Raw genomic sequence first — 13,500 nt, forward strand, 5'->3', positions numbered from 1 at the left:
CGACAACGACAGCGCTCGTGCTAGCTCTTTCGCAGTGTCCTGACCATGACCGCGTACAGCGGGGAGTCGTTCGAAGGCTTGGCCTCGTCCCGTTTCTCGTAGCCCCACTTCTCGTACAGGGCTTGCACCCTCGGGTGGGTGGAGTCGACCAGGAGTGTCACGAAGTCGACCTCGACCGATTGGATCAGGGCGTCGTGGATCTGCCGCGCCCGGCCGGTCCCCTGCCACTGGGGTACCACCATCAGCTCGGACAGGGCGAAGATCCGGCCGCGCACGTCCCTGGGCCGGTCCGCTCCCTTCCACCAACCGCCCGGCTTGAACCGCGAACCGTACGCGTACCCGATGGGTCCGCCGCCCTCCCAGCCCGAGACGCACAGCCAGTTCTCGCGCCCGGACCACAGGTCGACGTAGTACGAGAACCGCTCGCGCGAGTGGAACGGGTCGGGCTCGTCCGCGTAGACCTCGTCGTGTATGTCCAGGAGCAAGGAGCGCACGTGCGGGGCGTCGGCGTGCGTGTGCGTTTTCAGATCCATCGGCCCGACTCCTCGATCCAGCTCACGGCCTCGGACGCCTTCGTGCCCGTGGCCTCGATGACTTGGCGAGTGACGGCGAGCGTCCTCGTCGTGCGCAGCGACCCGGACGCCGGCAGCAACATCTCGTACGCGCGGCGTCCTGTTCCGGCGGCAAGCTCCACCTCTCCCTGCCTCGCCTGGGAAAGCGACAGGTGCGCCGTATAGAGGGCCTTGTTCCGGACCATGTCGTCGGGGATCGCCGCAAGAGTGCGGTGGAGGCAGGACTCGGCCCGCTCGTGCTCCCCCAGTGCGGTCCAGACGTACGACGCCAGGGCGTTGTATTCGGCCCGGTCGTAGAACGAGATCCACGTGGAGGGCCGTACGTCCTCGGCGCGTCCGAACGCCTTCTCCACGAAGCTCATGGCCCGCAGCGATTCGGTGGGCTGATGCAACCTCGCCAAAGCGTTCGCGTGCCGCATGTGTCCCAGCGACGCGTACAACGGGTCGCGCCGGGCGGCCGAGGACCGCTTCATGACCTCGGCGCCGGCCGCCGCCTCGGCATGGTTCTCGCGCTGGCTGGAGGTGAGCATCAAGTGATCCCAAACGCGGTACATGGCCTCCCCCTCACGTGCCAAACCTGCGAGAGGGAGGGCCTTGTCGAGGTGAGAGCGGGCACGCCGTGGAGCGCTTGCGTCGATGGCTGCGAAGGCCGCCAGACACATGGTGTCGGAGGCGAGCCGGTACATCTGGCGCTGCACGCGGTCCGAGGCGCCCCCGCCGGCGAGCGACGACTGGATGCGCGCCGTGAGCTCGATGGCTCTGTTCTCGACCCTCCGCGCCCCGCCGAGTCGCGAGTCATCGCGCAGCAGCTCGGTGTACTCCGAGCGAAACCGGTCGGCGTCGCGCTGTCCCAGCCGAGTGAGGCGTGGCGAGGTGGCAACGGCCGCGACGGTTCCGGTCGCTGCGACAAGGAAGGTACGGCGGTGCACTGGGTCCTCCGCTTGTACAACGGTACGTGGTGGGGCGAATCCCAGATCCGCGACAGGGCAGCCGAATACCGCTTCGAGCGCGGCGCACGTGCGGCCGATCGGTCTGCGGGTACTGCCGTTGAGAAGGTTGCGCACCGTCCGCGCGGACACATCACCCGGCCTCCCTCCGAGCTCGTCGAGCGCGATGTTCATCCGACGTGCTAATTCGTCCTGCGTCAGACCGAGTTCGTCCATCCGGCCTTGCAGGATGACGTTCGCTCCCATGCTGCAGAACGTAGCCGGGTCGGTACGTCCGAACCAGCCGCCGGGTAATGCGGACGCAAAGTTTTCCGGTTGGCTGTGGGCGTCTCGACGGCGACCTTTCCTGTTCACAGCCGTCCGACGGTCGTTGACTGGTCCCACGCCCCGGAGGTTGAAGAACGCTCCGGGCGGTTCCCCCGAAGCAGCGGCCACGCCCTGTCCGTGGTACGGCCCGCTGCGCCAACACTCACCCGCAGGAGTGCGCGATGACCACGCCCCTCCCCGCCTACGAGCAGCCGGAGTACGGCGTCCCGAGCTCCGACCTGACAGCTCGTGCCCGCGAAGGATTCGCGGCGTTCCTCGCCCGGTTCGAGGACAACGACCCGTTCGATGAGGAGGCCACGCAATGACCGCTGTCGGCCTCGGCTCGTTCTTCCATGAGGACGACCATCCCTGGCTGCACCGGCAGGCGACATCGGCGCGCCACCTTGCCGCCCTGGTGGGCACTCGCATCGACACCAAGCGTCTGGCGTGCGCGTTCCTCGCCCCATCCGTGCCCGCATTGGCTTCCGGCCGTACGTATTTCTCCGGAGTGGAGCAACTCCCACCCGGCAGCCGCATCGAGCTCCCGGCCACCGGAGACCGCTACACGTGCAGCACCACGTGGTGCCCCGATCCCCTTGACGGACCGCCGCCGCACCTGCGCTTGCGTAACGCCCTCACTGCCGCCGTACGTCTGCGCGCCGACACCGACCCCGCGCTGTCCAGCGACCTTTCCGGCGGCCTCGATTCCACCACGGTCGCCGTTCTCGCCTCCCGCATCGGGGCGGACCCGGTCAACGCCGTCACCATCCACCCCCGAGGCGTCCTCGACGGCGCCGACCTCCGCTACGCCCGGCTCACCGTTGCGGCCTCCCGCGGCAGGCTCCGCCACCAACTCCTCCCGCTCGGCGATCTGGTGCCACGGCGTCGCGCCGGACCCCGTGCGCCTGCACGCGTGGGTCCAGACTGGCGACGGAGCCCTCGCGGCCGAACCGCCCTCCACACTTCTCTACACGCCCGTCCTGACGATCGGAGACACCCGTGACTGAGCCGACTCTGTGGCTGACCACCAAGGCGTGCGGCCTGGGTCCCTACCGCGCGGATCTGGTCGAGACGTACTGGGAGTGGGAGCAGGACCCCACCCTGATGATCGGCTACGGCCGCCAGGCCCCCGAGTCCCTGGAAGCCCGCGCCGAAGGGATGCAGCACCAGCTCCGGGGGGCGAACACCCGCTTCACCGTCTACGACCTGGCCGGGACCGAGCCCGTCCCGGTCGGCGTCACCACTCTGCTGCCCGACGAGTCCGTGCGTACCGCCGAGTTCGTCGTCATGCTGGCCCGCGAGGCACGTGGACGCGGTCTCGGCGCCGAAGCGGCTCGCCTGACACTCGACTACGCGTTCCACGTGGCCAACCTGCGCATGGTGTGGCTCAAGGTTCTGGCACCGAACGCGTACGGGATCAAGGCGTACGAGCGTGCCGGGTTCCAGCATGCGGGAAGGCTGCGCGAGGCCGGATACTGGCTCGGCGAGGTCTGCGACGAGGTGCTGATGGATGCTCTGGCGCGGGACTTCACCGGGCCCTCGGCGGTGCGGGCGCTTCTGGATCGTGGCTGACCAAGGGGCCCGGGTCGGCTCACGGAGGGACGCCGCCTGGCTCGCGGAGGGGCGCCGCCTAATTCGATTGCGGCGGGTTCCCGGCATGGACATGCTGTGCGGCGTCAGGATGCCGGCTGTCGCCTGGGGGCGGGGACTCGATGACCGTACAAGCCGGACTCGGCGTGGATCGTGCCGGGAAGGGGGAGAGCCGGGCGGCCTTCGGGCTCTTCTACACGTCGTTCCTCGTGTCCGCCATGGGCGACGCCTTCCGGCTTCTCGCCGTCAATGTGTGGATCTTCAACGCCACTTCGGGCTCGACCGGCGCCCGGCTGCTCGTGGTGCTGCTGGCGAATCTGCCCGGGATGCTGCTCGGTGGCCTCTCGGGGGTCATCGCGGACCGGTACGACAAGTACAACGTGCTCATCGTTTCCGATCTGGTCCGTACGGGGGTGGGCCTCGGGCTCGCGTGGTGTGCGCTCGATTCGCGTACGGTCCCCGCGCTCGTCCTGATCGCGGTGGGCAACGGCGTCGGCGTCTTCTTCAACAGTTCGTCGTTCTCGCTGCTGCCGCGGCTGGTGAGCGCGGAGCGGCTGCCGCGTGCCAACGGGTTCATGGAGACCGGGCAGTGGGTCGTGCAGATCGTCGGGCCGTCCCTCGCGGCGATCACCCTGGCGACCGGCTCCGCGAGCCTCGCCTTCGTCGTCGACAGCGCGTCGTTCGTCGTGTCCGCCGTGATCCTCCGGAGCCTGCGCCGGGTACTGAAGGCGCCCGGGTCGTCCGGGCCCCTGCCGGTGGACGCCGGACCGGGCGAGGGCGGGGAGGAGAAGAGCGGCGGTCACTGGGCGGACTTCACCGACGGCGTCAGGTTCATCCGGCGGAGCAGGGACATCCGTGCGCTGCTGCTCGCGTCGTACGGGATCGCGTTCCTGACCGCCTGCACGAGTTACGGGCTGATCTTCGTCGTCGCGCGCACCTTCGCGCTGGACGCCTCGGCTCTCGGGTACATCTACTCGCTGAACGGCGCGGTCGCGGTGATCGCGGCGGTGCTGGCCACCGCGCTGGCGAAGCAGCCGTTCCTGGGGCGGCTCATGGCGGTGTCGATGCTTGGGCTGTGCGTGGCGCAGGTGGTCATGGGTGTGGCGCCGAACATCTACGTGCTGGGGGTGGGGGTCGCCGTCAGCGCCCTCGCCAACGCCCCGTACAACGTGTCGGTGACGTCCCTGTACATGAGCAGGATTCCGGCCGCGTATCTCGGCCGGGTCGAGGGCATCGACACGATGATCGACAACTTCATCAGCGTCTGCGGGTTCGTGGCGGCCTCGGTGATCGTGCTGTGGTGGAACCCGCAGGCGATCTTCCTCATATCGGCCGCCGTCGCCCTCCCGAGCCTGGTGCTCGCCTTCAGGCACATGGCCGGGGAGAGCGCCGACTAGGGCCTTTCGTTTGGATCAGGCCGGATCAGGGAGCGGGCTCCGGTGCCGTGCATCGCAAGGCGGAGGATTGAATCAGATGGGGTCTCCCCTGTTCGAGCGGAGCCGAGAACTTGGGGAAGGAGCGTTGGTGATTGACGACAACGCCGCGAGGTGCGGTGCCGGAGCCCGCGAGCCCGGCATGATCCAAACGAAAGGCCCTGGCTCAGTGCCCGCCCGTGAGCTCGCCGCTCAGCGTGGTGTGCAGGGCCGCGCTCGGCTGGTTGAGGCCCACGATCTCGACGGTCTTGCCGCGTTGGGCGTACTTCGTCTCGATGGCGTCCAGGGCCGCGACCGACGAGGCGTCCCAGATGTGGGTGGCCGAGAGGTCGATGACGACCTTGTCCGGGTCGGTGGCGTACGCGAAGCGGGTGACCAGGTCGTTGGAGGAGGCGAAGAAGAGCTCGCCGGTGACGGCGTAGACGACCTGGCCGCCGTCCGGGTCGACGACCGCGGTGACGTCGGCGAGGTGGGCGACGCGGCGGGCGAAGATCACCATGGCGGTGACCGAGCCGACGACGACGCCGATCGCCAGGTTGGACGTGGCGACGACGATGGCCACGGTGATGACCATGACCGCCGTCTCGCCGACCGGCATGCGGCGCAGGGTCTTCGGGGCGATGGAGTGCCAGTCGAACGTGGCGAAGGAGACCATCACCATCACGGCGACCAGCGCCGCCATCGGGATGTCGGAGACGACCGGGCCGAAGACGATGCAGAGCACCATGAGGAAGGAGCCGGCGAGGAACGTGGACAGGCGGGTGCGGGCCCCGGAGACGCGGACGTTGATCATCGTCTGGCCGATCATGGCGCAGCCGCCCATGCCGCCGAAGAAGCCGGTGACGATGTTGGCGACGCCCTGGCCGACGGACTCGCGGGTCTTGTTGGAGCGGGTGTCCGTGATGTCGTCGACCAGCTGGGCGGTCATGAGGGACTCCATGAGGCCGACCAGGGCCATCGCCAGGGCGTAGGGGGCGACGGTGGTCAGGGTGTCCAGGGTGAACGGCACGTCGGGCAGGCCGGGCACCGGGAGCGAGGAGGGCAGCTCGCCCTTGTCGCCCACGCTCGGGACCGCGAGGCCGGCCGCCAGGGTGATCGTGGTGAGGACGACGATGGAGACCAGGGGCGCCGGGATCACCCGGGTGACCTTCGGGAAGAACACCATCAGGAGCAGGCCGCCCGCGATCAGCGGGTAGACCTCCCACGGCACGTCGTGCATCTCGGGCACCTGGGCCATGAAGATCAGGATCGCCAGGGCGTTGACGAAGCCGGTCATCACGGAGCGCGGCACGAACCGCATCAGCTTGGCGACGCCGAGGGCTCCCAGCACGATCTGGAAGAGGCCGGCCAGGATCACGGCGGCGATCAGGTAGCCGAAGCCGTGTTCGCGGTTGAGCGGGGCGATCACCAGGGCGACGGCGCCCGTGGCGGCGGAGATCATCGCGCGGCGGCCGCCGACGATGGAGATCGTGACGGCCATCGTGAAGGAGGCGAAGAGCCCGATCGCGGGGTCCACCCCGGCGATGATCGAGAACGAGATCGCCTCGGGGATCAGGGCCAGCGCGACGACGAGTCCGGCGAGGACCTCGGTGCGCCACACCTTGGGGTCGGCGATCCAGTCGGGCTTGAGGGCGCGCAGCCGGAGCGGGGAGGCGGGCGTGGTGGAGGAGGACAAGAAGGCGCACCTGTCAGTCGGGGGGCGTCCACCGGGGTCCGCGGTGGCCGGGCGTGGAACCTGCACACGCGTACGCGCGCGTCCTCGGGCGCCAAACAACTGTACACACCCGCCCGGCGCCCATAGGGTCGTGACCGTGAACACCGGACCGGCGATACGCCATGCACGGAACGGCTACCCGGTGGTGGGCTGAGCCCCCGCCGGGAGCGCCCCGTCGGGCGACCCGCTCACCCCGCGCGAGGACCTCCCTCCGGCTCGTACAGCGTGCGTTTTCCCACTGTGCCGAGCCGAAGAGATCATGAGGTCGTCAACCGTGCCCGTTTCGTTCAACCACACCATCATCGCCGCCGTGGACCGTCACGCGTCCGCGCGGTTCTTCCGGGAGCTGCTGGAGCTGGACGAGGCTCCGTCCTGGGGGCCGTTCGTCAACATCCAGCTGGAGGACGGCGTGCTGCTCCAGTTCGCGGAGCCGCCGGTGGAGATCCAGATGCAGCATTACGCGTTCCTCGTCGACGACGAGCTGTTCGACCGGGCCCACGGCCGGCTGGTCGGGGGCGGGATCGAGCACTGGGCCGATCCGCAGATGAAGCGGCCCGGTGAGACCAACACCGAGCACGGCGGGCGGGGCGTCTATTTCAAGGACCCGGCTGGGCATGCCATCGAGCTGATCACCCGGCCGTACCTCCAGGCCGTGTAGCCGGACGGACGCCGCGGGGTCGCGCTGCGGGGCCGGAGCGCCGAAGCTGGGGGGATGAGCGAGCAGGTCCCGCCCGGCGATCCGGTCCCGCCGCCTCCCCGGCGGCGGATGTGGCCGTGGGTGGTGCTGCTGGTCGCGGTGGTGCTGGCGCTCGCCGCGGGGGCGGTCATGGCGGTGCTGTCGGACGTGCTCCGCTCGGAGGGGTCGCGGAAGGTGCACATCCGGTACGAGGTGACGGGGACCGCGCGGGACGTGGTGCTCACGTACAGCACGTGGCGGGGTGAGGAGCTGTCGACCGGGCGGCTGGCGCTGCGGTCGCTGCCGTGGGCCGGGGAGCTGGACACCAAGGGCTTCATGAGCGGCGGCTCGTTCGTGGTGAGCGTGGGCCGGGGCGGCGGCGATGTGTCGTGCGCGGTGACCGTGGACGGCGGGTCACGGCGTACGGATTCGGCCTCGGGTGCGTACGCGACGGCGACCTGCGACGGGTACTGAGAGGGCGGGCCCCGGAAGGATTCCGGGGCCCGCCCTTCGTCGGTCAGCGGCCGTAGCGGATCAGGGCGCGGACCATGCGGCAGGTGGTGTCGGACGGCGGGTGGATGCCGAGGCGCTCGGCGGTGGTGCGTATCCGGGCGTTGTTCGCGGTGGACGGGATGTAGACGCCGGTGTCGAGCAGGGCGATGGCGAGGCGCATCGCCTTCAGCCGGCGGTTGTGCGAGACGTACCACTCACGCGGGCGGCCGGCGGGGAGCGGCTTCTTGGTCAGCGGCTGGTGCAGGGGCTTGTCGAGCGGCTTGGTCGTGACTGCGGCAACGGCCATGGGCAACCTCCTGGCACGGTGGCGGAACTCGTCGGAACCCTCACGATCTGCCTCCCATTCTACTGCCCGGCACTGACAATCGACCCTGGCCAGAGGGGCCTTCGGCCCTTCCTGGGAGGTCCGTCCCGTACCTTTGGCCCCATGGAGATCTGGATCAATCCCGCGTGTTCCAAGTGCCGCAGCGCGGTGCAGCTGCTCGACGCGGAGGGGGCCGACTACACGGTCCGCCGTTACCTGGAGGACGTGCCGTCGCCGGACGAGATCCGGGCGGTGCTCGACCGGCTGGGCCTCGAACCGTGGGACATCACGCGGACGCAGGAGGCGGACGCGAAGGAGCTGGGCCTGAAGGACTGGCCGCGTGACGCGGATGCGCGCGAGCGGTGGATCACCGCGCTCGCCGGGCACCCGAAGCTGATCCAGCGGCCGATCATCACGGCGGAGGACGGCACGGCGGTCGTGGGCCGGTCGGAGGAGGCGGTACGGGACGCGCTGGGGCGCGGGGCGTCCTAGGGGGCGTCGAGGGGGACGCGGCGGGGTCCGACGGCTGACCCCGCCGCGCCTCCGGCCCCTACTCCCCGGCCCGGGCCCGGGCCTCCGCCTCCGCGAGGAGCTCCGTCAGCCGGAGGCCGAACCGTACGTCGCAGGGGTGGGCCTCGCCCGTGCGCACCGAGGCGATCAGCGCGTCGACCGCCGCCGCGAACGCGTCGACCGCGCCGTCCCAGCCCGGCAGCGAGGCGACGCCGTGCTCGCCCCGGAGGACGACCTCGACCCCGGCGGCGGCCATCGGGGCGCCCAGGGAGAGCGTCACCGTGCTGGAGGCTCCCGAGGTGTGGCGCAGGACGAGGTGGTGGACGTCGGAGGGGCCGCGGGCGGCGGTGAGTTCGGTGACGTCGCCCAGGACCGGGATCAGGACCGAGAGGGCGTGCGGGCCGACGTCCCAGAGGCCGCCCCGCTCGCGGCGCCAGGGCGACGCGGCGTACTCGCTGTCGCTGCCCGGGGCCCACAGTGCGCCGATCCAGTCGGCGCGGGCGGTGAACCAGTCGCCCACCGCGCTCTGTTCGGCGATCCAGGCAGCGGTCTGCGGGGCGAACCTGAGCGTGCAGAACACGACGGACGCCACCCGTGCCTGCTCGGCGGCCTCGGCGACCTCGCGGGCGCCGGCGACCGTGGTGGCGACCGGCTTGTCCATGATCAGGTGGCAGCCGGCCGCGGCGGCGCGGGCGGCGAGCGGGGCCTGCACGTCCGGCGGCAGCGCGAAGGCGACGGCGTCGCTCACGGCGAACAGCTCGTCGAGCCCCGCGTCACCGGAGAACGCGGCGGCGCCGTACTCCCCGGCCAGCTCCTGGGCCGCCTCCGCCCGCCGGCCCCACACCCCGCTGAGCACGACGCCGGGGTGGGCGGCGAGCGCGGGGGCATGGGTGTTGCGGGCCCAGGGTCCGGTGCCGGCGAGGCCGACGCGCAGGGGGGTCTCGGGTGTTGTCATGGGTCCAGTGTGCCGGGTGGTGGGCCCGGGACCGAGTCCCCGGCCCACCACCGCGCCCCGCAATGCGGTGGCGTCTCCCGTGCCCGGGCGGATACGTTGGCGGGGCCGGCCGCGGGACTCCGGTGCGACTTCCGGGACTTGCCTCTGAAGCAATAATTTCGCTGCTCGCGCCCCCATTCCCCGGCCGGCTTCCGCATGCGCGTACCGCCGTACGGAACACCACGGGGGACCCACCATGACGACTGCCGCCACCGAGACCTTTTCCGACCTCGTCGCCGCCGAGGACGTGCTCCTCTTCGTCAACGCCGCGATCACCGCGACCGGACAGCGCGAATTCCGCTCGGAGGCGTACCGGCAGCGGCTCTCGCTCGACTTCCTGCACGAGTACGTGCGCGTCAACTACCGCCGGGTGTGCGCGGCTTCGCTCGCCCTCGACATCAACGACCACAACGCCGTACGCGTCGTGCGCGGACTGCTGGAGCACGCGGGCGAGGCGTCGCCCGAGCAGAAGCGCACCGAGGGGCAGCTGATCGCGGCCCGGCTGGCGAAGCTGCCGCCCCAGCGGGTCTACCGGCTGTTCCGGGAGCTGCGCGCGGCGAAGGTGAACAACCGGCGGACCCGGGCGATCACGCGGGACTGGCTGGCGGCCCGGCCGGACGCGGCGCACGACGCGGTGAAGTACCGCGCCAGACTGAAGACCGCCGTCCGCCACGCGCACCTGCCGCTCGACGGGGAGCTGGGCCCGTTCCTGTTCCGGCCGGGGACGCTGCCGCGCTACGAGCACCGGCTGCTGGACGCCTGGCGCCGGGCGCACTACGAGCAGGGCGCGGTCGGCGAGCTGCCGTTCACCGTCGCCGAGGGCTTCGCGGCCCGGCACGGGATGGAGCGCGAGGCGTTCGTGGAGCGGATGGCGCCCCGGATGACCCGGCTGGAGCGGCTGCGTACCCAGGGGCAGCGGGCATCCGGTGCGGACGGGCCGCCGGCGGATGCCGATCTGACGGTGATGCCGCTGACCCGGCTCGCCCTGTACGTCCTGTCGCTGGACCGGGAGGCGCGGGTGCGGCGCCGGGCGGAGCTGACCGGTGCCCTGCGTGCGGCGGCCCGCCGGGCGGCCGGGCCGCATGCCGGGAGCTGGGGCCGGGTGGCCGCCGTGCTGGACGACAGCTACTCCTCCTCGGGTTCGGGCGAGAAGCGCCGGCGTCCGCTCGCCGTGGCGCTGGCCTGCCACTTCCTGCTGGAGGCGCTCGCCGCGCCCGGCGCGTACACCCCGCTGTGGACGACCGGCACCGGCGATCCCCTGCTCGTGCGCCCGTGGGGGCCGACGCCGCTGGGCACCCGGATCATCGACGCGCTGGAGCACGGACCGGAGCGGCTGGTCATCGTCTCGGACGGCTGGGACAACGCGCCGCCGGGGCTGGCGGGCGAGGTGTTGCGGGTGTGGCGGACGAGGCTCGACCGGGACCGGCGGACGGCGGTGGTGCATGTGAACCCCGTATACGACGCGGACGGTTTTGACGTGCGGCGGCTGTCGGCGAGCGTGCCGACGGCGGGCATCCGGGACGCGGAGGACCTGCCGGCGCTGGTGGAGATCGCGCAGTTCTCCGAGGGGCGCACGGGGCCCGCCGAGCTGTACGCGTATCTGGACCGGCAGGTCGCCCGGTTCACGACGGACGACGAGACGGGAGGGGTGCGGTGAACAAGCTGGAGCTGACCGGGCTGACCGCCCGTCCCTCGCAGGTGTGGGGCGGCATCCGGCTGGTGCCGCTCGTACGCGAGAGCCCCGTCGACGGGCTGCGGCTGCACCGCGAGGTGTACGGCGGCCTCGGGGCGGTGGAACTGGGTCCGCGCAGCCACTACACCTCGTACGTCCCGCACGGTTTCGTCGCCGACTGGTCCGGCGAGGGGGCGCAGAGCGCCGCGTACGGGACGCAGTTCGGCGCGGAGGACGGCGCTCCGGCCCGGACCGTACGGCTGCCGCGCCACCGTCATCACCGGCTCGCCAAGCGGCGGCCCGGTGACCGGCTGCGGTTCCTGCCGCTGCATCTGGCGCTGGAGGGCTATCTCGCACTGCACTTCGGGGGCCCGTCGACCGCCTGGGAGGAGTGGTCCCGGCAGGCGCTGCGGGACGGGCTGTCGCCGCGCACCGAGGACGCCTACCTGGGGTGGTCGGTACGCGGGCTGGGCGACGCGCTGCGGGCGTTCGAGATCCACCCGGGCCAGTGCGGGGTGATGGTGTACGCGGCCGACGCCCTGGCCGCCGCCTTCGTCGTCCCGCACCCCGACGACTACCGGCTTCTGCATCCGACGCTGGTGGAGGACCTGTACGGGGAACTGGTGCACCAGTACGCGTGGTTCGGGGCGCCGGTGCCGGAGTTCGGGGCGCGCATCGCGGACGGGCCGCACCTGCGGACGCTCGACGCGCTGCGGGCGGCCGCGCGGGAGCAGGAACGGGCGTGGTCCGAGGCGCACGGGACGCTGTTCGCGCGCGACCTGCTGGACGGCTCGTACGGCTTCGACCAGGTGTACCGGATGGGGGCGTTCACGCTGTGGCGGTTCCTGCCGCCCTTCGTACGCGACGGCAGCGGGCAGCACATCGGCGAGACGATCACCGACCACAAGGGCCGGGTGGCCTACCTGAAGACGTTCTGCCTGTCCGACGCGCAGATCCGGCGCGGCCACCTCCTGCACCGCCTGGCCGACGCGGACTGGCGGCTCCCGGACGCCGCGCGGGCGCTGGGGACCAGCGAGGCGGAGCTGCGGCGGCGGATCAGGAGCGCGGGCTTCGAGGCGCTGCTGCGGCACCGCTGAGGGGCCGGGCGGCCGGGGAACACCGCCGGAAACCTCGGTAACACGGGGTTCACACGAGGGCAACGGTCGGGAAATCGCGGCTTGCGAAGCTTCGGCGCATAGACCGCAGCACCCGCAAAGGATGGCTTCCGTGACGTTCAAGGCTGAGTACATCTGGATCGACGGCACCGAGCCGACCGCCAAGCTCCGCTCCAAGACCAAGATCATGTCCGGCAGCCCGTCGTCCGGCGTGGCGGAGCTGCCGGTCTGGGGCTTCGACGGTTCGAGCACCAACCAGGCCGAGGGGCACGCCTCCGACCGGGTGCTGAAGCCGGTCTTCAGCTGCCCGGACCCGATCCGCGGCGGCGACGACATCCTGGTCCTGTGCGAGGTCTTCGACATCGACATGACCCCGCACGCGTCCAACACCCGGGCGCTGCTGCGTCCGGTCGCCGAGCAGTTCGCCGGGCAGGAGGCGATCTTCGGCATCGAGCAGGAGTACACCTTCTTCGACGGCCACCGGCCGCTCGGCTTCCCCGAAGGCGGCTTCCCGGCCGCGCAGGGCGGCTACTACTGCGGTGTCGGCTCGGACGAGATCTTCGGCCGGGAGATCGTCGAGAAGCACCTCGACAACTGTCTGAAGGCGGGCCTGGGCATCTCGGGCATCAACGCCGAGGTCATGCCCGGCCAGTGGGAGTTCCAGGTGGGCCCGCTGTCCCCGCTGGAGGTCTCCGACCAGCTGTGGATCGCCCGCTGGCTGCTCTACCGCACCGCCGAGGACTTCAACGTCTCCGCGACCCTCGACCCGAAGCCGGTCAAGGGCGACTGGAACGGCGCGGGCGCGCACACCAACTTCTCCACGAAGGCGATGCGCGAGGGCTACGACGCGATCATCACGGCCTGCGAGTCGCTGGGCGAGGGCTCGAAGCCGATGGACCACGTCAAGAACTACGGCGCGGGCATCGACGACCGGCTGACCGGTCTGCACGAGACCGCCCCGTGGAACGAGTACAGCTACGGCGTCTCCGACCGCGGCGCTTCGGTGCGCATCCCGTGGCAGGTCGAGCAGGACGCCAAGGGCTACATCGAGGACCGCCGCCCGAACGCCAACGTCGACCCGTACGTCGTCACGCGGCTGATCGTGGACACCTGCTGCTCGGCCCTGGAGAAGGCCGGCCAGGTCTGATCCGCCC

The 13,500-nt window shown here is 71.1% G+C and carries 15 protein-coding genes; 10 read left to right on the forward strand and 5 right to left on the reverse strand.

Annotated features, from left to right (window positions below; all coding sequences use genetic code 11):
* Window positions 1–20 precede the first annotated feature (20 nt).
* A complete protein-coding gene (locus OG242_RS07635; RefSeq protein WP_405897415.1) occupies window positions 21–533 on the reverse strand; it encodes a GNAT family N-acetyltransferase in 513 nt (170 codons plus the stop codon).
* Entirely contained in the window at window positions 524–1,765 is a 1,242-nt protein-coding gene (locus tag OG242_RS07640) for a helix-turn-helix domain-containing protein (protein ID WP_405897416.1), read from the reverse strand. Before OG242_RS07640 ends, OG242_RS07635 begins: the two co-directional genes overlap by 10 nt.
* A gap of 242 nt (window positions 1,766–2,007) precedes the next feature.
* Here OG242_RS07640 and OG242_RS07645 point away from each other — a divergent pair, with 242 nt between their 5' ends.
* From OG242_RS07645 to OG242_RS07660, 4 genes are all read left to right on the forward strand, one after another.
* Window positions 2,008–2,151: a hypothetical protein gene (locus OG242_RS07645; protein ID WP_405897417.1), complete on the forward strand. Its 144-nt coding sequence runs from the start codon at window positions 2,008–2,010 to the stop codon at window positions 2,149–2,151.
* On the forward strand, window positions 2,148–2,828 hold the full coding sequence (locus OG242_RS07650) for an asparagine synthase-related protein (RefSeq protein WP_405897418.1): 681 nt from the start codon (window positions 2,148–2,150) through the stop codon (window positions 2,826–2,828). The genes OG242_RS07645 and OG242_RS07650 overlap by 4 nt, the downstream gene beginning before the upstream one ends.
* Window positions 2,825–3,397, forward strand: a complete 573-nt coding sequence (locus OG242_RS07655) for a GNAT family N-acetyltransferase (RefSeq protein WP_405897419.1) — start codon at window positions 2,825–2,827, stop codon at window positions 3,395–3,397. The genes OG242_RS07650 and OG242_RS07655 overlap by 4 nt, the downstream gene beginning before the upstream one ends.
* 140 nt (window positions 3,398–3,537) lie before the next feature.
* On the forward strand, window positions 3,538–4,812 hold the full coding sequence (locus OG242_RS07660) for an MFS transporter (RefSeq protein ID WP_405897420.1): 1,275 nt from the start codon (window positions 3,538–3,540) through the stop codon (window positions 4,810–4,812).
* A gap of 202 nt (window positions 4,813–5,014) precedes the next feature.
* On the opposite strand, the gene OG242_RS07665 is transcribed toward OG242_RS07660, so the two are convergent.
* Entirely contained in the window at window positions 5,015–6,523 is a 1,509-nt protein-coding gene (locus tag OG242_RS07665) for a SulP family inorganic anion transporter (RefSeq protein WP_405897421.1), read from the reverse strand.
* 313 nt (window positions 6,524–6,836) lie between these two features.
* Here OG242_RS07665 and OG242_RS07670 point away from each other — a divergent pair, with 313 nt between their 5' ends.
* The gene (locus tag OG242_RS07670) at window positions 6,837–7,220 is read left to right on the forward strand and encodes a VOC family protein (protein WP_405897422.1); all 384 of its coding nucleotides are present in this window, start codon (window positions 6,837–6,839) and stop codon (window positions 7,218–7,220) included.
* Between the two features lie 54 nt (window positions 7,221–7,274).
* A complete protein-coding gene (locus OG242_RS07675) occupies window positions 7,275–7,712 on the forward strand; it encodes a hypothetical protein (RefSeq protein WP_405897423.1) in 438 nt (145 codons plus the stop codon).
* Between the two features lie 43 nt (window positions 7,713–7,755).
* On the opposite strand, the gene OG242_RS07680 is transcribed toward OG242_RS07675, so the two are convergent.
* The gene (locus OG242_RS07680) at window positions 7,756–8,037 is read right to left on the reverse strand and encodes a hypothetical protein (RefSeq protein ID WP_093709129.1); all 282 of its coding nucleotides are present in this window, start codon (window positions 8,035–8,037) and stop codon (window positions 7,756–7,758) included.
* Window positions 8,038–8,178: 141 nt separating this feature from the next.
* Between OG242_RS07680 and OG242_RS07685 the strand changes: the two genes are divergently transcribed.
* Window positions 8,179–8,547 (forward strand): arsenate reductase family protein, encoded by a 369-nt coding sequence (locus OG242_RS07685; protein ID WP_383748858.1) that lies wholly within the window; start codon window positions 8,179–8,181, stop codon window positions 8,545–8,547.
* 58 nt (window positions 8,548–8,605) lie between these two features.
* Here the strand turns inward: OG242_RS07685 and OG242_RS07690 are convergent, their stop codons facing one another.
* A complete protein-coding gene (locus OG242_RS07690) occupies window positions 8,606–9,520 on the reverse strand; it encodes a Gfo/Idh/MocA family protein (RefSeq protein ID WP_405897424.1) in 915 nt (304 codons plus the stop codon).
* A gap of 235 nt (window positions 9,521–9,755) precedes the next feature.
* On the opposite strand from OG242_RS07690, the gene OG242_RS07695 reads away from it, so the two are divergent.
* From OG242_RS07695 to glnII, 3 genes are all read left to right on the forward strand, one after another.
* Entirely contained in the window at window positions 9,756–11,216 is a 1,461-nt protein-coding gene (locus tag OG242_RS07695; protein WP_405897425.1) for a hypothetical protein, read from the forward strand.
* Window positions 11,213–12,328, forward strand: coding sequence for an ARPP-2 domain-containing protein (locus OG242_RS07700; RefSeq protein WP_405897426.1), 1,116 nt, complete (start codon window positions 11,213–11,215; stop codon window positions 12,326–12,328). The genes OG242_RS07695 and OG242_RS07700 overlap by 4 nt, the downstream gene beginning before the upstream one ends.
* Window positions 12,329–12,458: 130 nt before the next feature.
* Window positions 12,459–13,493, forward strand: a complete 1,035-nt coding sequence (glnII, locus tag OG242_RS07705) for a glutamine synthetase (protein WP_405897427.1) — start codon at window positions 12,459–12,461, stop codon at window positions 13,491–13,493.
* The last annotated feature ends 7 nt before the right edge of the window (window positions 13,494–13,500 follow it).

The sequence above is a fragment of the Streptomyces sp. NBC_00727 genome, assembly GCF_045161745.1.
Lineage (GTDB): Bacteria > Actinomycetota > Actinomycetes > Streptomycetales > Streptomycetaceae > Streptomyces.